Raw genomic sequence first — 21034 nt, forward strand, 5'->3', positions numbered from 1 at the left:
ATACATAGGAGTATATTATAAGTTATTAAAAATACACCCCTAGACACATTCATCGGATTAACCAAGAGGGTAGTCCGATGAATATATCTAAGGGATGCAGGGAAGCACAGTAGATCATTACAATTGAACGATATCCTGCGGCCACAAATCCCAAGGGTATTGGGAAGGTGGTGTGGATGCCAACGTAACTTCTTCTTTCGTGACAGGGTGAGGGAAGCCTACAAATACCGACCAAAGGGCGATTTGCTGTCCAACCTTATTCACTTCACGACCGTACTTCTGATCACCATACAAAGGATATCCAGCGTGACTAAACTGTACACGAATTTGATGAGATCTGCCCGTAAGAAGTTCGATTTGAACTAAACTTAACGAGTTCGAAGTTCCGATAACTTTATAATCTAGAATCGCTTCTTTCGCACCGTCTCTTCCTTTGGGAACAACAGATACGATATTCGTCTTAGGATCCTTCAATAACATATCGGTTAATCTTCCTTGAGGTGAAGAGAGAGTTCCATGAACTACTGCTAAGTAGACTTTACGGAAACTTCGACTACGAACATGGTCAGAAAGCCGTGAAGCTGCTTTAGAAGTCTTCGCGAAGATCATAGCCCCTCCAACAGGTCGATCCAATCGATGAACCAGCCCTACATAGACGTTGCCAGGTTTATTATAACGTTCCTTAATATCCTGCTTGAGAATATTAACGAGGTCAGGATCTCCCGATGCGTCTTCCTGAGTGGGTACGTTCACAGGTTTGACGATCCCAAGAAGATGATTATCCTCATAGAGGATAGGTATATTAGATCTAGATGTATCCCCTTGATTCATAGACTTAAGCCTCCCAGCGGCCTAGAATACCACAAGGTAGTGTTAGTCCTGAAGAGGATATAGGTAAACCAATTTCACCTGAAGAGATACTTCCACCATATTTACGAGATACGGTCATCGTAAGCATATTGCTCAAGACCGTTGGCGAAATACCTGTTGTATACGAATTGATAAGCATAAAGAGAGGGTTGTCCGACATAATCTCCATGCAGCTCTCAAGGAACGGATACAAACTTGATTCTAACTTCCACATTTCGCCACCAGGACCACGGCCATAGGAAGGAGGATCCATAATGATAGCGTCATATTTATTGCCACGACGTTGTTCGCGTTGTACAAATTTAAACACGTCATCTGTAATAAATCGTACTGGACGGTCTTGTAGACCAGATAGTTGAACATTCTCTTTAGCCCATTGCACCATACCTTTAGCTGCATCAACATGCACGACTTCTGCACCTGCATAAGCTGAAGCAACAGTTGCGCCGCCAGTGTAAGCGAAAAGGTTCAATACTTTGATAGGGCGGCCAGCGCCAGAAATCTTGTCCATCATCCAGCGCCAATTCACAGCTTGCTCTGGAAATAGTCCAGTATGTTTGAAACTGGTAGGTTTTATATGGAATTTCAACTTATCATAAGATACAGTCCAACGTTCAGGGATTGGTTTCTTCATATCCCATTGACCGCCACCCGTTGAACTACGCGAGTAATGGCCATGAACCTTACGCCATTGTTCTGTTTCATTCTCTAAAGGCCAAATAATCTGTGGATCAGGTCTACGTAAGAAAACGTCGCCCCATCTTTCAAGCTTATCACCATCACCAGTATCCAATAATTCGTAATCTTTCCAATCATGTGCTACATACATCATTAATCCATCCTTCATTTCAGTCTAAAAGTCATTTAGCTTATATTGTACATCATTTGTCCCTCACAATGCATCTTATAGCATCATATAACTATGAAATCGTCTCCTTTCTTGTGAATTGATAATAATCTTGCTTCTCTTGCGTAACGAAACCACAAGATTCATAAAGTTTCAAAGCTTTTGGATTATGAACAGCCACTTCAAGCCATAGTTCTTTATTGTGCGGTAGTTCCTGTTGGATAATATGATGGAGTGTTCTACGTCCAATGCCTTGTCCACGAACAGCTCGATCTACAGTGAAGGCGTAAATCCATGTCTGCGATTCAGAAGGGAGAACGTTAATCTTACCCATGGTTACGCCATTGGATTCCATAACATACATATGCTCAAGTCCATCTTCCGTTAGCGTCTTATGCATATCGAGTACATCCTCATCACTCATTCCAAATCCTTCTTTATCGAGACGAACCAAATCTTCGATGTCATTATCGGTAGCGCTACGGAGAGAAACTTCGTGCTGAGGTGTAGGCTCGATTAAGTTAAGTGATTCTTGTGCATATGTGGCATTCCAGCGCATTTGATACTCTGAACACTCATATTGACATGGAACAGTATGTAGAAATCGTTCTCCTGAGACCGAATTAGCAGGTGAATTTAGTAATAATGAAGAGTAGCCGATAGTGCCCGTATCTTGGATGGCTGTCTGAAATAGGGAAGTGAAAATCCCTTGTCGACGAAAATTAGGATGAACCATGCCGCATATCTCAAATTTACTACCGAACTTGTACACGCCTAGGAACCCCGTAAGCATGTCCCCCGAATAATGAAAGTAATCATAATGATCATGTGTCTTTCGGGTTCGTAATGTCTCCCAGTTAAGCTTGAGGGCTAAATGGTCGGTGTCCTCACAGAGTTGTTGAAGCGATTGAATATCTTGAAGCTGTTTATTGCTTAGCAAGTGTAGATTCCCCCTAATGATTCCTCTCCTAAGAAAAGGTTACTTCAGTGCATCTGTAAATTTATGATTAAGATTGTACACCTGTAAACCATTGAACGCTATGAACTTTTAAAAGTAATCATCAAATATTGGGCACCTGTCGCGTTCTCACTAAGGGGTAGGAGAATATGCTGAGGTAATATTATGCTTAGAAGGTGGTTTGACACATGGGGATCAAGAACGGTTCACAATATATGCAACAAATCGATCATTCTAAGCCTGAGGTCTGGTTGCAAGGTCAGAGAATCATGGGAATGTTATCTAATCACAAGGCATTCCGTGGTTTAATGTTCACCCAAGCTTCTTTGTATGATATGCAAAATGAACTGGAGTATAAAAACAGAATGACCTATTCCTCTCCAACAACTGGAAATCCAGTTGGACTGTCTTTTCTACAGCCTACAACAAAGGATGACTTACTTAGACGTCGAGTGATGATGTCATTGTGGGGGGAACGACATCATGGTCTGATGGGACGTTCTCCAGATTATATGAATACAGCCCTAATGGCATTTAATACAGCAGCAGACTTGTTGTCAGAGTCCTCACCAGAGTTCACGCATAATCTAAGGAATTATTATGAGTATTGCCGCGAGAATGATGTGACTATGTCTCATGTATTTGTTCAGCCCCAATCAAGTCGGGTGGTTAAGATGTTAGATGATGGATCTTTTGACACCCAAGCGGCGAAGATTGTGGATAAGAATAAGGAAGGGATTGTGGTCAATGGAGCGTTTTTATTGGCTACACAAGGGGTAACAGCTGATGAGTTATGGGTTCATCCACCAGTTACAACCTACCTTCAGGAAACAAATAACCTGAATACATTTGTATTTGCTGTTCCGAATAATTTACCAGGGATGAAATGGATCTGCCGAGAAAGTATGGTCGGGGGAGATTCTAGCTTTGATTATCCACTAAGTTCACGGTTCGAAGAGATGGATACGTTGATCGTGTTTGATCATGTACTCGTTCCATGGCACCGTGTGTTTGTGGATGGTAATGACCGTTTATCACAGAAATTGTTCAGCGAGAGTGCATTTCATACACATTCAGCGCATCAAGTGATATGTAGATATATTACGAAATCTGAGTTTCTGTTAGGTGTCGTTCTTAATATGGTGGAGTCTCTTGATATCGCAAATCATCCACACATTGTAGAAAAAGTATCTGAGATGATCGTTCATGTTGAGACGTTAAAATCGTTGTTAATTACCTCAGAGGTCAATGCATCACCTGATCGATGGGGAAGTATGGTCCCAGATCGTAATTCATTATGGACTGCGAATGTGTTATTTCCCAAAATATATCCTCGAATGCTGGAGATTATTCAACTTATCGGAGCGAGTGGACTGATCATGATTCCATCGGAGTCTGATTTCAACACAGAAATTGAACCCTATCTAAGTACTTACTTAGCAGGTAACAATAAAGAGGCTAAGAATAAGGTTCAGTTATTTCGACTTGCATGGGAGCTTAGCTCTAGTGGTTTCGGAGGTCGGCAGGCACTGTATGAACGATTCTTCTTCGGAGATTCGAATACGGTAAATAGGCGACTATTCCATGGTTATTCTCATAAAGATAAATACATGAATCGAGTGAATGATTTCTTAAAATGACAGAATGGCAAGCCAAGGAAGGTTGAATTCTCTTGGCTTACCTTGATGATTGATATACCCAAACTTGCCGGAGGGATCAGATTTCGTCGCAACGCCAACTAATGCAAAACCCTCCTTGAAAGGAAAGGCGCAATTGTATTTCTGATAACCAATGACCAGTGCCCCTTTTTTATTGATAAACCCAATTTTTCCTTGGCCGTTATACACAATGGCTAATCCTTCACTAAAACTATCAGCGTTATCATACTTAAAAGGAATAACGACCTTTCCAAATCTATCAACAAATCCCCATTTGCCCTTAGTATTTTGCACGGGTGCCCATCCTTCGGAGAAATCGCCCCCCGATTTATATTGGAAGGGGATGACTTGTTTACCCGTAGTATCAATATATCCATACAAACCATTGCTGTTCTGAACAAGGGCTATTCCTTCAGAAATCCACGGGAAAAGGTGTACTTATAAGAGATAGCCAATTCACCAGCTGTATTAATAAAGCCAACTTTATTTCCTAAGGGTGCATACACCACTGCTAGGCCATCGGAGAAATAATAGTCAGAACTATATTTTTGGTTGAAAGTGGTGACAATTTTCCCAGTCCGATCAATAAAGGCCTCGCTTCTGGAATTGGTCATCGATACATGAGCCAGACCCTCGGAGAAATAACCTGCTTCTGCATATATGCAAGGAATCGCAAGTTTACCTGTTGTGTTGATGTAACCTATTAAATTTGTTTTTTTATTTCTCACAAGCGCTCGTTGCTCGACAAAATCGCTTAAAGGTTCAATTTCGGCTGGAAGCGTAAAGGCCAGATTCCCTTTGGTTTTATAGTACACAAGGGTGCCATTCGACTGTTCAGCGAATAACAAACCATCATGGAAGGTTCCATTACTTTGAGGTCGAACATGACTATAGTTCAAAGATGTTTTGGAGACTTCAATGTGTGGCGTGTTGGAAGATGCAAAACTTGTACTCGACATTGTAAGTGTAGTACAGAGAGTCAGTATAACTAATCGCAGTTTTCTAATCATTTACATAGCTCCTTATCGGGAATGGAATCATACGACTAATCCCACTATATACCATTTGGTGTTATCTCATTTGAATTCTTTATTTTTTTCATGGTTACTCTTATAAAGATCGATACATGAATGGAGTAAATGATTTCCTGAAATATCATAATGGCAAGCGAAGAGATGGTCATTTCTCTTTGCTTGCCATGATGTGTTTGGGGTTTATTTTAGTTATACAGTTATTGACATTTTGATTTTTATGACATAAACTGTCAATTGGAATTAAATATCAATAAAACGTTAATGTCGAAAGGTGGTAACTTCCATGAATGGTCAATACAATCGAAGATGGTGGGTGTTGGGCGCACTTGCCATCGGTATACTTGCGGTGGGTTTAGACATGACGATCCTCAATCTGGCTTTACCTATTTTGGCTACCGACATGCAGGCAACGAATGGAGAACTGCAATGGTTTGCTGATGCGTACAATCTTGTCTTCGCAGCAGCGCTACTTCCTGCTGGATTACTTGGTGATCGGTTAGGACGCAAAAGGATGCTCATCGTCGGATTAATTTTATTTGGAGCTGCATCGTTAATATGTGCATATTCGATTTCTCCATGGGAGCTAATAACAGGGCGAGCTTTACTTGGACTTGGAGCAGCACTTCTGGTGCCTTTATCTATGTCAATCATACCCGTGATGTTTTCTGAAAAGGAAAGACCTAAGGCAATAGGCGTGTGGATGATGGCTAACGCATTTGGTATTCCGCTCGGCCCAATTGTGGGCGGATGGCTTCTCGATAATTACTGGTGGGGTTCTGTGTTTCTTATTAATATCCCTCTCATTGTTGTCGCTCTATTTGCAGTTTCTATCCTTCTGCCGGAGTCTCGAGGTTCGGAGAGTCAAAGGATAGATCTCATCGGAATTCTGACTTCAAGTCTTGGTCTAGTCGGTGTGACCTACGGCGTAATCGAAGTGGGGGAGAGAGGCTGGGGGGATACAACAGCAATGACTACAATCATCGCTGGGTTGCTGCTCCTAGTAGTATTTATACTGTGGGAACGTCGAACTAGTCATCCGCTTATTGATCCCGCTTTGTTTCGTTCGCGAAGTTTCACCTGGGGTACGATATTAGCTACGGTTATCTCCTTTGCTATGTTTGGGGTGTTGTTTGTAATGCCACAATATTTTCAAGCGGTAGAAGGGGTGAATGCGTTAAGTGCAGGTATGCGGTTATTACCACTCGTAGGGGGGCTACTAATTGGATCACAAATATCTGATCTGCTCCAGTCTCGTTTCGGGACCAAGATCACCATTTCACTCGGTTTTTTAGTGCTGGGAATTGCTTTGTCCGTTGGAGCCAATACGGGAATGAATAGCGGATATGGATTTGCTTCGGTATGGATAACTCTTGTTGGGCTTGGAATTGGGTTCGCACTGCCAGCAGCCATGGATGAGGCCATGTCCGCACTTTCTGTCGAAACGAGTGGTGTGGGTTCAGCGCTCCTAATGGCCTTGCGTCAGGTTGGAGGAACGATGGGCGTAGCTATCTTGGGCACCATACTTAGTACTGGGTATCGCAACAAACTAGATTTACAAGGATTACCTGCGGAAACCGTGGATTCGGTACGACGAAACGTATCAGCTGGTGTAGCTGTGGCTCGTCAGATCAATTCCACCACATTGATCGATTCGGTGAGGTCCTCTTTTGTTCACGGAATGGGAATCACGTTGTGGGCGTGCGGGGGTGTAGCCGTTCTAGGTGTTCTGATAACGTTGAGCTTCTTGCAGACGCGGGTAAATCGTAATGAAAATACGGAGTTGGATCAGACGACTACCATTGGGAGTAAGTAGTATAGGGACCCTTGCGTTATTCGTAGCCGGAAGCTTCGCTGGATGGATGAAGGTTATCCACCGGGATTTATAGTCGTGCAAGTGGATCTTTCCTTCTGAATAATGGAAAGACGGAAGCAGTTGATCATACCATACCAACCGTTCTTTCTAGGAACGGTTTTTTCTATGTAGAAATTTATTTATTGACAGATCGATGAAATTGACATGAACAATTAAATGGAATAAAGTAGCATTATCATGTGGGATATCAAGATTTAATGATAATTCCGGCATAGCAATGAACGCCTTCGATTGTGGATGTTGAAAGGGTATGTATTTGCACCGGGCAGAATCGAGGGCATTCTCGCATTAAGATAGAAAAGGATTAGATAAATGGAGTCGGAACAATCTAGCAGTAAGGAGTGAAGAATAAAATGTCAACAGATATCAAACAAAAAATTGGATTGCGTGAGCGCAAAAAGGCAAAGACCATGGCATCCGTTCAAATGCATGCGCTGAGGCTTTTTCGCGAGCTAGGCTATAACGCAACAACTGTGGAACAAATTGCGGAGGCTGCCGAGATTTCTCCCAGCACCTTTTTTCGTTACTTTTCGAATAAGGAGGATGTGATGATAACGGACAACTATGATCCTCTCCTCATCGCTGCATTTGAAGATCAGCCGCCAGAACTGAGTCCACTTCAGGCTGTACGTAACGCGATCATGTCGGGAATGACTGACATGTCTGCTGAGGAGATGGAGACGATGCGCGAACGCAATCAGCTCATCATGACGGTTCCTGCACTTCGGGCAGCGACTCTAAACAACCTGACCCAGACGATGCAACTACTCACGGAGATGGTAGCCAAACGCGTTGGTCTTAAACCGGATGATTTAGCTGTGCGGACATTCGCTGGTGCGATCGTAGGTGTGAACATCTCAGTGATGTTTTACTATGCGGAGAATCCTGCTGCGGATTTTGCTAAATTGATGGATGAAGCCTTGGCCAAACTGGAGGATGGGTTGCCACTTTGAACCTGTCTGGGAACTTAGAAGACAATGGCAGGATATGATTTACTTTTAAGAAGAATTAATCAAATGTTTTCCTAGCTACGGTGGCGTGAAAATATAAAATTCAAACAATGAAGCGGTTTAAAACTCTATGATTTTCGGGGTTTTAGGCTGCTTTTGTTTTATCCATTACCGCATCTAATTTGATCTCTTCATGAGTACGATTGAAACCTTTCCCAATTATGGTACGTATCAATTACCAATATTTATGTTCTGCCACAATTGGTTCAGTGGTAAGCTGAATAAGACTACACCATTATGGGAGGTATACATTTGAATACTGAGATTAATCCGAATGTGAAAAAGAATGTGAAATGGATGTCAGGTCTAGTTGTTATCATCTTAGTTGTATTGGTATTGGCGTTTAATGGTTTCTCCACGGTTCAATACGGTCATATTGGACTTTATAAAACGTTCGGGAAATTAAATAATAATACGCTTGAACCTGGAATTCATATGAGGCTGCCTTTTGTCCAGTCCATTATTCAAGTAAACACGCAAGTGACTAAGGCTGAGACGGATACCACGGCTTCTTCTAAAGATCTTCAGCCCGTATCGACACATGTTGCAGTGAACTATTCGGTTAACAAGGAAGCTGTATATCATTTAATGAACAATATCGGAAGCTCATTCGATGTCATTATTATTAACCCAGCTATTCAGGAGATTGTAAAAGAAGTGACGGCGAAATATCCAGCTGAAGATTTAATTGCGAAGCGAGATGTTGTAGCAGGTGAGATTAGTGAAAATCTGACGAAACGTTTAGCTAAATACGACCTTATCGTAAATGACATTAATATTGTGAATTTCAAATTCTCAGATGCGTTTAATCAATCCATTGAAGCGAAGCAGGTTGCACAACAACAAGCACTTAAAGCGGAAAACGACCTGAAGCGTATTCAAATTGAAGGTAAGCAGAAGATCGTTCAAGCCCAAGCTGAAGCTGAATCATTAAAGCTTAAGAAGCTTGAAGTGACACCGGAACTTGTACAACTTAAACAAATTGAAGTCCAGGAAAAAGCCGTCGAGAAATGGAATGGACAATTACCTAGTGTAACGGGTGGGGCTACGCCGTTCATCGATGTAGATTCTTATAATCAACAGTCAACTAAACCGTCTTCTCAACAGTAATCTTTTGACATAATCAAATGTTGACCTGCATATTTATGTTATGGGGAACGTCCGGAAATGCAGGAGAGGGAAATCGTCCGAAAGAGCCATCCTTTTAAGATGGAGGCGGACGAATATGACGGTAGATCAGCTCATTCAACTGCTCGTGCTGATGATTATGATTATGGAGCTCGTGGTCGGAAAAGGGAAATCATAAGATAGGCAAATGTGCTTTAATCGAGTGGTAAGGTTGTATGGGAACAGACGAAAGAGCGCCCTATGAGGCGCTCTTTCGTCTGTTCAGAGGTAGATCATTGTATTGTTGTATCTATACGTGATCCTAGCTCTGAAACCATTAATATTAGTGTCACTGTTTTTTTCTTAATTTACCTTGTGGCACGATCATCGGTGTACCATAGATTGGATCTGAAATGACTTGGCAATTCAATCGAAATACAGACTCAATGGTTTCCGGATGAATAACATCCGAGGGACGTCCTTGCGTATATACAGTTCCATCTTGAATGGCTACGATATGGTCTGCATAACGACAGGCAAGATTTATATCATGAAGTACCATGACGATCGTACGACCGTCTCGTTCATTTAGCTCATGTAATAAATCTAACACATCAATCTGATGGGTTAAATCGAGATAAGTGGTCGGTTCATCTAACAATATAATGTCGGTCGCTTGAGCGAGTGTCATCGCAATCCATGCACGCTGTCGTTGACCTCCGGACAATGAATCGACAGAACGCTCTGTAAAAGCCTCCATACCTGTCGCATGAATCGCAGCATGTACAGCTTGTTCATCTTCCTTCGACCATTGCTGAAGCCAAGATTGATAGGGATATCGGCCTTGCTTCACTAATTGTAGTACGGTTAACCCTTCTGGGGTAACCGGTCCTTGTGGTAGAAGAGAAAGCTGCTTTGCTAACGTTTTGGATGGCATATTGGAGATATTCGATCCATCTAATTGTATTTCGCCTTGAACGGGTTTTAGTAGACGAGCTAACGAGCGTAACAGCGTCGATTTACCACAACCGTTGCTGCCGATAAACACCGTGATTTTTCCTTCAGGTATTTCTAAATTCAAATGATCAAAGATGAAGACTCCACCGTAGGACACAGCCAAGTCTTTGGCTTCAAGTATGCTCATTAAAGTCATTCCTCCTAGAGTTATGCATTTCGGTTACGGTATAGCAAATATAAGAAGAACGGTACACCGATGGCTGCCGTGAATACACCTGCAGGTATATCAAGCGGTGCGAAGATCGTACGGGCAATGAGGTCAGAGATAAGTAATATAAGAGCTCCCAACAATGCACTCACAGGTAGCAGTCCACCAAATGATGAGCCAACAAGCTTACGGGCGATATGAGGCGCCATCAAACCAATGAATGTGATCGCTCCTCCTATAGCCACAGCCGCCCCTGCTAAAGCGACGCTAAGAAGTAGCAATATAAGTCGATGAAGTTGTACGTTTGCGCCAGCACTTGCCGCTACATCATCTCCGAGCGCCTGAACGTTGACATGTCGAGATTGAATCCATGTGAGCGGGAGTAAAATGAGAACCCAAGGCAGTAGGGTGGAAACATCCTTTTCCCAAGACGATCCATAAATGCTACCCGTCATAAATATCATCGACTTGTTTGCTAATATGAAGGACCCTGAAATGATAAACATGTACGAAATGGACTTGAAGGCAGCCGACAGTCCTGTCCCAATTAATATCATCCGTAAGGGTGAGGCTCCGTTCTTCCAAGAAAGTAGATATAGAAGAGCTGTTACAACAAATGCCCCAGCGATAGCTGCTAGGGGAGCCCATTGGATCGAGACTTTTTCAGATAAAAAGAAAACAAAAAGTACGGTACCAAGCGAAGCTCCTTCTGTAATACCCGTTACATCGGGTGATGCAAGCGGGTTGCGAATAATACCTTGGAGCACTGCGCCTGCAACGGCTAACGAGGCACCAACAAGCACGGCGATAAGGATGCGTGGAAGTCGGAGCTTCATGATGATGACTTCATTCATGCTACTTCCCTTACCAGCAATCGATTGAATCACTTCAAGTGGCGATACGTACTTACTACCAATTCCTGTACTAATAACAACTAAAGTAGCGCAAAGAACAAGCAAGGTAGCTATAATCCACAAAGTTCTTTTCTCAATTAGAAAAGATAACTTGGTCTTGTTCCATCGTAATGGTGTGTATTTGCTCATTGCACTCGTTTTCCTTTCCTGGCGATATAGATGAAGAATGGCACGCCAAGAATTGCAGTCATGACGCCTACAGGTATTTCTTTCGGCATGGCTATATATCGGGCACCAATATCTGCAGTCACAAGTAAAATACCGCCTAGTACAGCAGAGTATGGAATGACCCGGCGATAATCGTTCCCGACGAGATATCGAACAATATGCGGGATAATAATGCCTACAAATGCGATGGGTCCAGCCACAGCAACAGATCCTCCAGCGAGAAGAATAACGGCAACGGAAGCTAGACTTTTAATTGTAGCGGTTCGTTGACCCAGAGTTTGTGCTACATCATCTCCCATTAACAGCACGTTGAGATGACGTGAGAGTGATACGGCTATAATGAATCCGATGAACAAATAAGGTAACACATTAATGAGCATACTCATGTCTCTACCGGCTACTGAACCAACTAACCACACGAGGACTTGATCGAACATTTTACCGTTTGTGAGCATATATCCTTGCGTCATAGAATGGAAAAAAGCAGCGATCGAGGCTCCAGCCAATGTGATTTTAATAGGTGTCATACCGTCTCTTCCAATACTTCCAAGATAAAATACGATAGATCCACTGATTGCAGCACCTAAGAGAGCGAATAAGGTGAGTGATTGCATACCGCTAACTCCAAGCCAGCCTGAAGCGATAACGACCATGAATGCGGCACCTGAGTTGATCCCGAATAAACTTGGCGAAGCGATTGGATTACGTGTAATCACTTGCATTAATGCGCCAGCAACAGCCAGACTTGCTCCAGCAGCAACAGCTATCAGTGCGCGTGGTACTCGCACCGTTTGAATGATTAGATGTTCTTGTGATGAATAATCATAATGAACGAAGGATTCCCATATGGAGGATAACGGAATATCTGTAACGCCGTAAATAACGCTACATATTACCGCAACTCCGAGTATGAACAATGAACAAGCGAGCCCAAGTAATCTCATATATGCCTACTTTCTGCTTCATTTTGCGAGTGTCTACATTAGAATCTTAGTAGATTGATTATAATGTGTCAACGCAAATGATAATCATTTTCATTGACATTAGACTAGATATTATTTTATATTGTTCATTGTGAATAATTTTCAATACATTAGGGGGAAGTCAACGTGGTGAAAAAGGCAAACAGGGGTAAGGTAAAAACATGGTGGGCATTATGTGCACTAGTACTTGTCATGATCGTAACGGGCTGTGGCTCAAACAATAATACAGCAACTACTTCGAATAAAGCGAGTGAAGACGCGGCGGTAACGGATCAATCTTCAAATGAAGTTCGTACTGTGAAGCATGCGATGGGTGAAACAGAAATTAAAGGAACACCGCAACGCGTGGTCGTTCTTACAAATGAAGGAACTGAAGCGGTACTTGCGCTTGGAATTAAACCGGTTGGAGCCGTTAAATCGTGGACAGGAAGTCCATGGTATGAGCATATTAAAGCCGATATGGAAGGCGTTCAAGAGCTAGGTGAAGAAGGACAACCTAACCTAGAGCTAATTGCAGGACTTGAGCCAGATCTAATTATTGCTAACAAAATGCGTCATGAGGAAATTTATGAACAATTGAAGGCGATCGCGCCAACTATTGAATCGGAAACCTTACGTGGTGATTGGAAAATCAACTTCAAACTGTATGCTGAAGCATTGGGCAAATCAGCTGAAGCAGACAAGCAGCTTGCTGCATTCGATACTCGAATTGAAGATTTTAAAACCAAAGCTGGCGATAAACTGAAAGATACCGTATCTGTTGTTCGATTCATGGGTGGTAAGACGCGTGTATATCATGCTGACACCTTCTCAGGTATTATTTTCGACCAAATTGGTATTACTCGTAATGATATGACGTTAAAAAGTAAAGAAACATTTGTAGATGAAATTACGAAAGAACGTTTACCAGAAGCTGATGCTCATCGTTTATTCTACTTTACGTATGACACAGGTGATGGTAAAGGGAATGATACGGAAAAAGAGTGGATTAATGATCCGTTGTGGAAAGGTCTAAGCGCGGTTAAAGAAGGACGCGTATATCGTGTGGATGATGCGATTTGGAATACGGCAGGCGGTATTAAAGCAGCCAACCTACTATTGGATGAACTTTACACCATTTATGAAGTGAAATAAATAACTGCATTGGAACAGCCGACCCATTTAATGGGTCGGCTGTTTTTGTATTATAAAGAGTGATGGCATAACCTATTTGATTATCCATATATTTTATGATGTGCATCATTGGTGTTTTAAAAAAAGGCTTGGATTCATGAGTAGTTACATATTATGAAGGAGGTCTTGGATGAGAGAACGTAAAAAGTTTATTTGGGGTAAGGTAATCGGATTAATAACGTTGTGGTATTGCTTTGCTCCTGTATTACCTGTATTCGCTCATGAACATGGAGGCGATGTAACTACGAATAGTGGAGTGCCGTCATCATTAACGATGAATACAATCGTTTTATCTATTATTGTCGTCGTATTCGTAATCATTCTTCTTATTGTTCGATTGCGCAAACAAGGAGCAGTCATTTCCAAAATGTCAGGTATGATGGCAACCATGACAGCAGCAATGCTTTCAAGCCTAGTGGTTGGAACCATAGCAGGAGTATTGTTAGCAGGACTATTTTTGTCTACAGTTATTGGCGTGTTGTTTGGTTTAGTCGTCGGTTATATATTAGGATTGCCGTTAAGTCTTCTTGCATCCATGGACGGCATGCTCTCAGGTATTATGGGAGGAATGATGGGGGCCATGTTTGGAGTGATGGTAACGATGGATTATCCTACACTTTCGATTGTTTTCGTGGATATAGTCTTCGCAGCTTCCATGTTTCTTCTATATATGCTGTTGGAAAAGGAAAAGGCTGCTTCCAATAAAGATAACACATAAAAAGTTCAACTAGCCTTCCCATTAAGGAGAGGCTAGTTGTGATCGAGTATAGTAGGGGTGGAACTCTACATGAATGGGTTAGATGGTTGTTATGTGCTATGGATTGACCATGAAGTTAATTTAATGAATGGATTATCAATATTTCCTTTTATGGAAGTAGTACATGCTGAGAGGCCACCAAATAATGGCGAAGATAGGATATACTGCCCAGATGGTGGAAGGGCTTGATATGACATTCGTTGTAATGAAAAATATGGCAGTGAGAAGAGTTGCTGTAATGGAGAAATTGAAATGGTTCTTTTTTCTCCCGTAGTATATAGCTAGTGGCCACCATAACACGAGAAATGACGGGTAAATGACCCAAGGATATTGAGGAGCATAGAATGAATTGAGCATTTCGTAATAAAGAATCGTACATAGACTTCCGATGATAGCGATGGTAAATGATGAACGATATTTTCCTAAATACATGAGGATGGGCCACCAGAGAAGGGGATAGACAGCGAATACAAACCATATATGATCAGGACTATTTAACATATTCTCAAAGATTAGAAATGCAATTAAGATAGCTGTGGTTAAGGCTGAGTAATGTTTAAGCTTTCCTTTTGCCAAAAAGTAGATAGAGATCGGCCACTGTAGAATGACAAATGAAGGATAAATAAACCATAGATCATGAGGAGTGGTATTGTAATTCGTAATAGCAAGAAACAGAATGCTCAGCACACTTGCGACAGTAGCAAAACTAGCTTGATGCTTATTCATAATCTGAAATCCTCCTTTTATTTAACTCCTAACCATCTATAGAACATAGCCAGTGGCCACCATAGAACAGCAAACACAGGATACACGAACCAGATCACATCGGGTGAATAATACAGATTAATAAATACAAACAATGCCGTAATGAGTCCGCTTCCCCAAAGTGAGAATCCTAATTGCAAAGAAACGTTTTTTCGGTCTCTACGGGGCGAATTGTTGGTGTTGGTACCTAGTTCCCTCTTAATATCCTCAATATCACCGAACTCAACGATGGTCTTGTTAATGGCGTCTTCCTCAAACTTACCAGCGAACATTAAATCACTTACTTTCTCTTCCATGTTCTGAATAACGTCTTTCATCATTAGTTCCTTGTGTTCGCTTGTTGGGATGTCCTTAAACAATTCCTTAACATGATCTTTAATTGTACGCATTCATATTCCCTCCATAAAAATATTTATTATTTCCTTGATTTCTTGCCATTCTTCTACAGTTTCTTTGAAATAGGCCTTTCCAAGCTTCGTAATTTTGTAATATCTACGTTTGCCTCCATGCGAAATGTCACCGAAATAGGATTCAATTAATTCTCTTCTTTCTAACCTTTGGAATACGGCATATAACGTGGCCTCTTTTATCTGGAAGCGATCATTTGTCCGTAAACTGATTTCTTTGGATATTTCATAACCGTATTGATCCTTCTCATAGATGAGCCGCAAAATAATAGCATCTAAATGCCCACGAATGATGTCACTACGAACCATTTGCGTCCTCCTTATTTGGTAAGTATTCTATCTGATAGAGTAAAAATATCACATATTACTCTAGCTGTCAAAGTAATTATTATTGATTTATTTATGTTTTATTTCATTGAAATAGGAACAAAATGGTTGTTGTGTTAAAATAGACATTTGTATGATATTATGAAAATAGTATCAGGTGCTAATACCAGATAATAAATTAGGAGCGTGAATAAATGGAGCAATCAAAAGCAAGAATCACAGCCATCGGTTCCTATGTACCAGATAAAAGAATGACGAATTTCGATTTGGAAAAGTTGGTGGATACCAATGATGAATGGATTATGCAGCGAACGGGAATTCGGGAGCGCCGAATTAGTGAACCTGATCAATATACAAGTGACTTGTGCGTATCTGCTGCTCAGGATCTCATGCGGAGATATGATAAATCTTTATACGATGTAGATTTGATCCTTGTGGCGACAACTACACCAGATTTTATTTTTCCTAGCGTAGCAGCAATCGTTCAAGACAAACTTGGCATATCTAGTTCAGTAGGAGTCATTGATCTAAGTGCTGCTTGTTCTGGATTTGTGTATGCACTTCATGTGGCACAAGGTATGGTGGCTTCTGGATTACATCGGAAAGTCCTTGTGTTTGGTGCAGACACCATGTCTAAAATTACGGATTATACGGATCGCACTACCTGTATATTGTTCGGTGATGGCGCAGGGGTTGTATTGGTGGAATCAGAAACAGAGGAAACAAGCTTTCTAGCGTATCATCAAGGAACAGATGGTATTGGAGGTGCTCACGTTTATTTGAATGGCATTGCTGATAAGTTAAATGGTGTAGAATTGAGTAACACGGGTAACATTGTACAGAATGGAAGAGAAGTATTTCGCTGGGCTGTTAGAAATGTTCCAGAAGGTGTTAAAGCGATTCTTGAGAAAAGTTCATTCACAACGAATGATGTAGATTGGTTCATTCCTCACAGTGCCAATTTACGTATCATTGAACCGATTTGTGAGCGAACGGGGATTCCTCTCGAACGAACGTTGTACAGTTTAGAGAATTTCGGTAATACATCCGCAGCGACAATACCACTTTCTTTGGATCTAGGGATTCGTGAAGGTAAGCTTAATGATGGTGACCGTATCTTGATCTATGGGTTTGGTGCAGGCCTTACACATGCAGGTCTATTGCTTAACTGGAATCTACATCCACAGGTTCAGTTGCCAGAAGCCAAATAGGTAATTTGTGATCGAAGTTAACAACTTGTTGAAATAATAGTGAGCATATAATCAGGCAAAATCCGGTCTAAAACGAGGAGGTTTTTTTCATGCAAAAACGTGTTGCTGTTACTGGAATTAGTGTTATTTCACCACTGGGTTCGCAGATTGAGACTTTCTGGAGCCGGCTTATTGCGGGTCAGTCGGGGATATCTCGGATTGAAAGCTTTGATCCATCGGGTTTTACAACTCAGATAGCAGGGATGGCTACTGATTTCAATCCTGATAATTTCTTTGATAGCAAAGAGTTACGGCATATGGACCGTTTTGTTCAATTTGCTGTTGCGGCAGGTAAGATGGCTGTAGATAATGCTGAGTTAAAGATAACGGAGTCCAATGCGCATCGTGTCGGGGTTAGTATTGGGACAGGTATAGGTGGAATTCAGACAACACTTGATAATCATAAAACAATGCTTGAAAGAAGTCCCAAGCGGATTAGTCCATTCTTAATTCCGATGATGATTGCCAATATGGGTTCCGCCCAATTGTCTATTCACCTTGGAGCTAAGGGACCAAACACCACACCTGTTAATGCTTGTGCATCTGGTAATAATGCGATCGGCGACTCTTTTCATATGATTAGAAACGGCGTTGCTGACGTGATGATTGCTGGGGGTGCAGAATCTCCGCTAAATGAGCTAGCTTTTGGTGGGTTCTGTAACATGAAGGCCATGTCTACGCTTAATGATAATCCTCAGCAAGCAAGTCGACCTTTCGATATGAATCGAGATGGATTTGTGATGTCGGAGGGTGCTGGTGTGCTAGTGCTGGAAGAGTGGGAGCATGCGCGGAGTAGAGGAGCCACCATCTTGGCTGAGGTGATCGGATATGGTCAATCGGCAGATGCGTATCATATGACAGCGCCTGACCCACTTGGGATGGGAGCCGTACGGGCCATGAATGCTGCGTTACAAGATGCTAGAATTACGCCGGAAGAAGTGGACTATATTAATGCACATGCCACGGGCACACCGCTCGGTGATAAGTCGGAAACGCAGGCCATCAAGCATCTGTTTGGTAGTCATGCTTATAAGCTAAAGGTGAGTGCAACCAAATCAGCCACTGGCCATCTATTTGGCGCAGCCGGGGGATTGGAAGCCGTGATATCTGTCAAAGCACTAATGGACGGAATTCTTCCACCCACAATCAATTATGAGACGCCAGATCCAGTATGTGATTTGGATTATATACCAAATGAAGCAAGAGACTGTGACATTCAGACAGTATTGTCCAATGGATTCGGATTTGGTGGTCACAATGCGGTGATTGTGTTCAGAAAAGCATAACTAGGATAGGAGGACGCAGGTCAAATCAAGTCGAATCAAATCTGCGTTTGCGTTCTATCAATTAGAATGACATGAGGTTTTTGGAATTAAATTGCTAGGGTATATGATAATGTGCTATTTCAATTCTACGTCATGTTGTTGCAAGTGAGATGTGCCTTTCATGACTTTATCGAAGCTACCTTGACCGATGGCGCGTTAAGATGGTAGATCTAGCGATATCAGATGCTCAACCGGCATTGATTTAGCTATGAAAATTTCTGGGCGAGATCGCTCATTTGTGGATAATACGTTTGTTGAAGAGTTGAAGAAATATAGGAGTAACGAATATAACAAATCCCTCACCTTGATTTTCGAGTATTAACGAGAATTGTGGGTGGGGGATTTTTTTTGACTGACTGTATGAGGAAGCTGATAAATGTTTCTTATTTCTCAACTTCTCGTTGAGGTAATTGTGTCACGTAGCTATCGGACAGATGAAGAAGTTCAAGCGCACGATCAAATTCATTTTCTGTAGCTGGGAGTGCTTGGACACCATCTCCAGCTAGCGTACTATGCTGTCCGTCCTCATATCCGCTGCCTGATAAGAAGAGTTCTTCGTTGTTCACGAATGATCCGGTGGGTAAATAATAGCGTTGTGGGAGCAGGTTATAGGTGGTCTGATTCAGTATATCCTGTCCGAAATGAATTTGTTTATCAAGAGATATACCCAATAGATTGGATACGGTAGGTAAGATATCCACTTGTCCGCCTAACTGTTTCATCACACTTGAAGTCGTAACCCCAGTGGATGAGATGATCAATGGAATATTAATTAAATCACGTTCTGAATATTCATGACCCAGGATCTCCTGCATTAACGCTCGATCATCATCTTTGAGAGAGAAGATAGGAAGTCCTCGATGATCACCGTACAGCACGATTAAGCTGTTATCCCATACACCGTTTTGTTTGAGCTCTTCGATAAAGCGGCCAAGCGAATAATCAGCATAATTCTGTGCACGAATATAATCGCCAACGAACGTACCTTCGAATCGCTCTGGAAGTGTCATCTTGTATTTACTCTCTGGAATCGAGAAGGGATTGTGAGCTGACATGGAGATCACGTGTGAATAGAATGGTTGGTCATTCTGATCCATTGTGGCTAACTCTGCGGCAGTCTTTTCATATAGCACTTCATCAGAAGCGCCATAGAATACAGTATCATTGTCACCAAAATAGGTTTTATCATAATAACGATTAAATCCCAATGTGTTGTAAAGTTCACCACGGTTCCAAAAGTCGACATCATTCGTATGGAACGTAGCGGTGTCATATCTCTGCTCTTGAAGTAGTTTTGGCAAGCTTGGAAGCTCCTTGTCTACGTACTTTTGGGTAGCTGCACCATTCGGTGGAACATAGAACGAAGTGTTCACGATAAATTCAGCGTCGGATGTATTACCTTGTCCAACCTGCTGGTAGAAACGAGGGAAATAGTAACTGCTTCCCGCAAGCTTATTCATATTAGGCGTTATTTCATGTTCATCAATCGATAGATTAATGAGGAAGTTCTGAAATGACTCCATTTGAATGATAATAAGGTTCTTTCCTTTGGCGGCTCCAAAAAGTATCGGATTAACCGTAGCTTGGATTCCCTTGGTTTCATTAATAGCAGTCTGTGTAATTTTAGAAGCAACAATAGGTTCATCTTCTTTATTGGCTATCATAGAATAGGCTTCATAATTGAGAATGCCCATTTGTTCGGCTTTAACCGTTTCATTCATACTTGCTCGGTTAGGGAAAATATTCAACGTGCATAACACGATAGAAATGCAGAATAGGGTGCCAACCACTTTACGGTTAGCTTGACGTGACATGGCTTGCTTCCATTTGAGAGCCCTCTGGCGTCTAAGCATAACAAAGCTAATGATAATGATGTCCAAAAAAATAAGGATATATTGCGGTTGATAGACTGCAAATATACTCTTCTTGACTGCTCCAACTTGTTTGACTTGCCCAAACACTTGTGAGGTAGCAATCATACCAAAATGACTATGATATACAATTAATGAAAAGAACAAAATGGTAAGTATAAGATTGACAGATAGATAGATCGCGATCTTTCGTTTCGTAGCAAATCTTTCAATTAGGCAAAAAACGATTAGTATAAAAGGGATTTCCTTAAGCCATGTGGTCCACGAGGGGCCATCTTCAAATAGAAAATACCAAGCGAAATAAATCTTTGCAAGCATGATCAGAGAGAAGAATAGTAAAGATCTTATACTGAGCTTGCGTGGTACAGTAAACGTCATTGCTTTTCGCGCATCCTTTACTTTGAGATGCATTCATTTTAGTACTAGAATCTTTGGAAATCAAATAGAGTGGTCACTAGGTGGTGGGTGGGGTTGGACAGGGGGATTTACTAAGGAATGGATTCGTTGTCGTAACAGCATAAGATGGAGTTTAGGCTGTTGAGAGTTGAAAATATAAAGAATTAGAATTATAA

At 41.7% G+C, this 21034-nt stretch carries 21 protein-coding genes and 1 pseudogene; 9 read left to right on the top strand and 13 right to left on the bottom strand.

What is annotated here, in order from left to right; all coding sequences use genetic code 11:
* Nucleotides 1-117 precede the first annotated feature (117 nt).
* The 3 genes from PGLA_RS06875 to PGLA_RS06885 form a co-directional block, all read right to left on the bottom strand.
* Nucleotides 118-831, bottom strand: a complete 714-nt coding sequence (locus PGLA_RS06875) for an RluA family pseudouridine synthase (protein WP_068530688.1) — start codon at nucleotides 829-831, stop codon at nucleotides 118-120.
* Between the two features lie 4 nt (nucleotides 832-835).
* Nucleotides 836-1699 (bottom strand): class I SAM-dependent methyltransferase, encoded by an 864-nt coding sequence (locus PGLA_RS06880; RefSeq protein WP_068530690.1) that lies wholly within the window; start codon nucleotides 1697-1699, stop codon nucleotides 836-838.
* 91 nt (nucleotides 1700-1790) lie between these two features.
* Entirely contained in the window at nucleotides 1791-2657 is an 867-nt protein-coding gene (locus PGLA_RS06885; RefSeq protein WP_068530693.1) for a GNAT family N-acetyltransferase, read from the bottom strand.
* Nucleotides 2658-2863: 206 nt separating this feature from the next.
* Here PGLA_RS06885 and hpaB point away from each other — a divergent pair, with 206 nt between their 5' ends.
* Complete coding sequence (gene hpaB / locus PGLA_RS06890) at nucleotides 2864-4315, top strand: 4-hydroxyphenylacetate 3-monooxygenase, oxygenase component (protein ID WP_068530696.1); 1452 nt, start codon at nucleotides 2864-2866, stop codon at nucleotides 4313-4315.
* Here hpaB and PGLA_RS28800 read toward each other — a convergent pair.
* From PGLA_RS28800 to PGLA_RS28810, 3 genes and pseudogenes are all read right to left on the bottom strand, one after another.
* Complete coding sequence (locus PGLA_RS28800; RefSeq protein WP_068530699.1) at nucleotides 4307-4627, bottom strand: WG repeat-containing protein; 321 nt, start codon at nucleotides 4625-4627, stop codon at nucleotides 4307-4309. The two genes, hpaB and PGLA_RS28800, sit on opposite strands and share 9 nt — an antisense overlap.
* A 24-nt stretch (nucleotides 4628-4651) precedes the next feature.
* Nucleotides 4652-4714 (bottom strand): annotated as a pseudogene (locus tag PGLA_RS28805) (WG repeat-containing protein); the annotation flags it as partial.
* Nucleotides 4715-4737: 23 nt separating this feature from the next.
* Entirely contained in the window at nucleotides 4738-5343 is a 606-nt protein-coding gene (locus tag PGLA_RS28810; RefSeq protein ID WP_068530702.1) for a WG repeat-containing protein, read from the bottom strand.
* A 307-nt stretch (nucleotides 5344-5650) separates the two neighbouring features.
* On the opposite strand from PGLA_RS28810, the gene PGLA_RS06905 reads away from it, so the two are divergent.
* The 4 genes from PGLA_RS06905 (at nucleotide 5651) to PGLA_RS27890 (ending at nucleotide 9561) form a co-directional block, all read left to right on the top strand.
* Entirely contained in the window at nucleotides 5651-7180 is a 1530-nt protein-coding gene (locus PGLA_RS06905) for an MFS transporter (RefSeq protein WP_068530705.1), read from the top strand.
* A 413-nt stretch (nucleotides 7181-7593) separates the two neighbouring features.
* A complete protein-coding gene (locus PGLA_RS06910; RefSeq protein WP_068530708.1) occupies nucleotides 7594-8193 on the top strand; it encodes an acyl-CoA-like ligand-binding transcription factor in 600 nt (199 codons plus the stop codon).
* Nucleotides 8194-8502: 309 nt separating this feature from the next.
* The gene (locus PGLA_RS06915; RefSeq protein ID WP_068530711.1) at nucleotides 8503-9360 is read left to right on the top strand and encodes a prohibitin family protein; all 858 of its coding nucleotides are present in this window, start codon (nucleotides 8503-8505) and stop codon (nucleotides 9358-9360) included.
* Between the two features lie 57 nt (nucleotides 9361-9417).
* Entirely contained in the window at nucleotides 9418-9561 is a 144-nt protein-coding gene (locus tag PGLA_RS27890; protein ID WP_161487851.1) for a hypothetical protein, read from the top strand.
* Nucleotides 9562-9706: 145 nt separating this feature from the next.
* Here PGLA_RS27890 and PGLA_RS06920 read toward each other — a convergent pair whose 3' ends face one another.
* Genes PGLA_RS06920 through PGLA_RS06930 form a run of 3 tightly spaced genes read right to left on the bottom strand, consistent with a single transcriptional unit; the run spans nucleotide 9707 to nucleotide 12548 of the window.
* Complete coding sequence (locus PGLA_RS06920) at nucleotides 9707-10501, bottom strand: ABC transporter ATP-binding protein (protein WP_068530712.1); 795 nt, start codon at nucleotides 10499-10501, stop codon at nucleotides 9707-9709.
* Between the two features lie 20 nt (nucleotides 10502-10521).
* Complete coding sequence (locus PGLA_RS06925) at nucleotides 10522-11565, bottom strand: FecCD family ABC transporter permease (RefSeq protein WP_068530713.1); 1044 nt, start codon at nucleotides 11563-11565, stop codon at nucleotides 10522-10524.
* Nucleotides 11562-12548, bottom strand: coding sequence for a FecCD family ABC transporter permease (locus PGLA_RS06930; RefSeq protein WP_068530717.1), 987 nt, complete (start codon nucleotides 12546-12548; stop codon nucleotides 11562-11564). The genes PGLA_RS06925 and PGLA_RS06930 overlap by 4 nt, the downstream gene beginning before the upstream one ends.
* Nucleotides 12549-12716: 168 nt before the next feature.
* Between PGLA_RS06930 and PGLA_RS06935 the strand changes: the two genes are divergently transcribed.
* Together PGLA_RS06935 and PGLA_RS06940 are read left to right on the top strand one after the other, a co-directional pair.
* Nucleotides 12717-13721, top strand: coding sequence for an ABC transporter substrate-binding protein (locus PGLA_RS06935; RefSeq protein ID WP_425415359.1), 1005 nt, complete (start codon nucleotides 12717-12719; stop codon nucleotides 13719-13721).
* A 169-nt stretch (nucleotides 13722-13890) separates the two neighbouring features.
* Nucleotides 13891-14478 (top strand): hypothetical protein, encoded by a 588-nt coding sequence (locus PGLA_RS06940; RefSeq protein WP_068530724.1) that lies wholly within the window; start codon nucleotides 13891-13893, stop codon nucleotides 14476-14478.
* Between the two features lie 135 nt (nucleotides 14479-14613).
* On the opposite strand, the gene PGLA_RS06945 is transcribed toward PGLA_RS06940, so the two are convergent.
* Genes PGLA_RS06945 through PGLA_RS06955 form a run of 3 tightly spaced genes read right to left on the bottom strand, consistent with a single transcriptional unit; the run spans nucleotide 14614 to nucleotide 15998 of the window.
* A complete protein-coding gene (locus PGLA_RS06945; protein WP_068530727.1) occupies nucleotides 14614-15243 on the bottom strand; it encodes a hypothetical protein in 630 nt (209 codons plus the stop codon).
* Between the two features lie 17 nt (nucleotides 15244-15260).
* Complete coding sequence (locus PGLA_RS06950) at nucleotides 15261-15671, bottom strand: permease prefix domain 1-containing protein (RefSeq protein ID WP_068530729.1); 411 nt, start codon at nucleotides 15669-15671, stop codon at nucleotides 15261-15263.
* Nucleotides 15672-15998: a PadR family transcriptional regulator gene (locus tag PGLA_RS06955; RefSeq protein WP_068530732.1), complete on the bottom strand. Its 327-nt coding sequence runs from the start codon at nucleotides 15996-15998 to the stop codon at nucleotides 15672-15674.
* Nucleotides 15999-16210: 212 nt separating this feature from the next.
* Between PGLA_RS06955 and PGLA_RS06960 the strand changes: the two genes are divergently transcribed.
* Complete coding sequence (locus tag PGLA_RS06960; RefSeq protein ID WP_068530735.1) at nucleotides 16211-17227, top strand: ketoacyl-ACP synthase III; 1017 nt, start codon at nucleotides 16211-16213, stop codon at nucleotides 17225-17227.
* A gap of 89 nt (nucleotides 17228-17316) precedes the next feature.
* Nucleotides 17317-18552 (top strand): beta-ketoacyl-ACP synthase II, encoded by a 1236-nt coding sequence (gene fabF / locus PGLA_RS06965; protein ID WP_068530736.1) that lies wholly within the window; start codon nucleotides 17317-17319, stop codon nucleotides 18550-18552.
* Between the two features lie 422 nt (nucleotides 18553-18974).
* On the opposite strand, the gene PGLA_RS06970 is transcribed toward fabF, so the two are convergent.
* On the bottom strand, nucleotides 18975-20840 hold the full coding sequence (locus tag PGLA_RS06970) for an LTA synthase family protein (protein ID WP_068530741.1): 1866 nt from the start codon (nucleotides 20838-20840) through the stop codon (nucleotides 18975-18977).
* Between the last annotated feature and the right edge of the window lie 194 nt (nucleotides 20841-21034).

Origin of the sequence: Paenibacillus glacialis (assembly GCF_001637205.1) — a bacterium.
Classification (GTDB): domain Bacteria; phylum Bacillota; class Bacilli; order Paenibacillales; family Paenibacillaceae; genus Paenibacillus_AQ; species Paenibacillus_AQ glacialis.

Coding starts and splice junctions, on each gene's coding strand:
- PGLA_RS06905 (WP_068530705.1), top strand. CDS start 5,651: ATGAATGGTCAATACAATCGAAGATGGTGGGTGTTGGGCGCACTTGCC.
- PGLA_RS06945 (WP_068530727.1), bottom strand. CDS start 15,243: ATGAATAAGCATCAAGCTAGTTTTGCTACTGTCGCAAGTGTGCTGAGC.
- fabF (WP_068530736.1), top strand. CDS start 17,317: ATGCAAAAACGTGTTGCTGTTACTGGAATTAGTGTTATTTCACCACTG.
- PGLA_RS06940 (WP_068530724.1), top strand. CDS start 13,891: ATGAGAGAACGTAAAAAGTTTATTTGGGGTAAGGTAATCGGATTAATA.
- PGLA_RS27890 (WP_161487851.1), top strand. CDS start 9,418: ATGCAGGAGAGGGAAATCGTCCGAAAGAGCCATCCTTTTAAGATGGAG.
- hpaB (WP_068530696.1), top strand. CDS start 2,864: ATGGGGATCAAGAACGGTTCACAATATATGCAACAAATCGATCATTCT.
- PGLA_RS06930 (WP_068530717.1), bottom strand. CDS start 12,548: ATGAGATTACTTGGGCTCGCTTGTTCATTGTTCATACTCGGAGTTGCG.
- PGLA_RS06910 (WP_068530708.1), top strand. CDS start 7,594: ATGTCAACAGATATCAAACAAAAAATTGGATTGCGTGAGCGCAAAAAG.
- PGLA_RS06950 (WP_068530729.1), bottom strand. CDS start 15,671: ATGCGTACAATTAAAGATCATGTTAAGGAATTGTTTAAGGACATCCCA.
- PGLA_RS06875 (WP_068530688.1), bottom strand. CDS start 831: ATGAATCAAGGGGATACATCTAGATCTAATATACCTATCCTCTATGAG.
- PGLA_RS06880 (WP_068530690.1), bottom strand. CDS start 1,699: ATGTATGTAGCACATGATTGGAAAGATTACGAATTATTGGATACTGGT.
- PGLA_RS28810 (WP_068530702.1), bottom strand. CDS start 5,343: ATGATTAGAAAACTGCGATTAGTTATACTGACTCTCTGTACTACACTT.
- PGLA_RS06970 (WP_068530741.1), bottom strand. CDS start 20,840: ATGACGTTTACTGTACCACGCAAGCTCAGTATAAGATCTTTACTATTC.
- PGLA_RS06920 (WP_068530712.1), bottom strand. CDS start 10,501: ATGAGCATACTTGAAGCCAAAGACTTGGCTGTGTCCTACGGTGGAGTC.
- PGLA_RS06960 (WP_068530735.1), top strand. CDS start 16,211: ATGGAGCAATCAAAAGCAAGAATCACAGCCATCGGTTCCTATGTACCA.
- PGLA_RS06925 (WP_068530713.1), bottom strand. CDS start 11,565: ATGAGCAAATACACACCATTACGATGGAACAAGACCAAGTTATCTTTT.
- PGLA_RS06955 (WP_068530732.1), bottom strand. CDS start 15,998: ATGGTTCGTAGTGACATCATTCGTGGGCATTTAGATGCTATTATTTTG.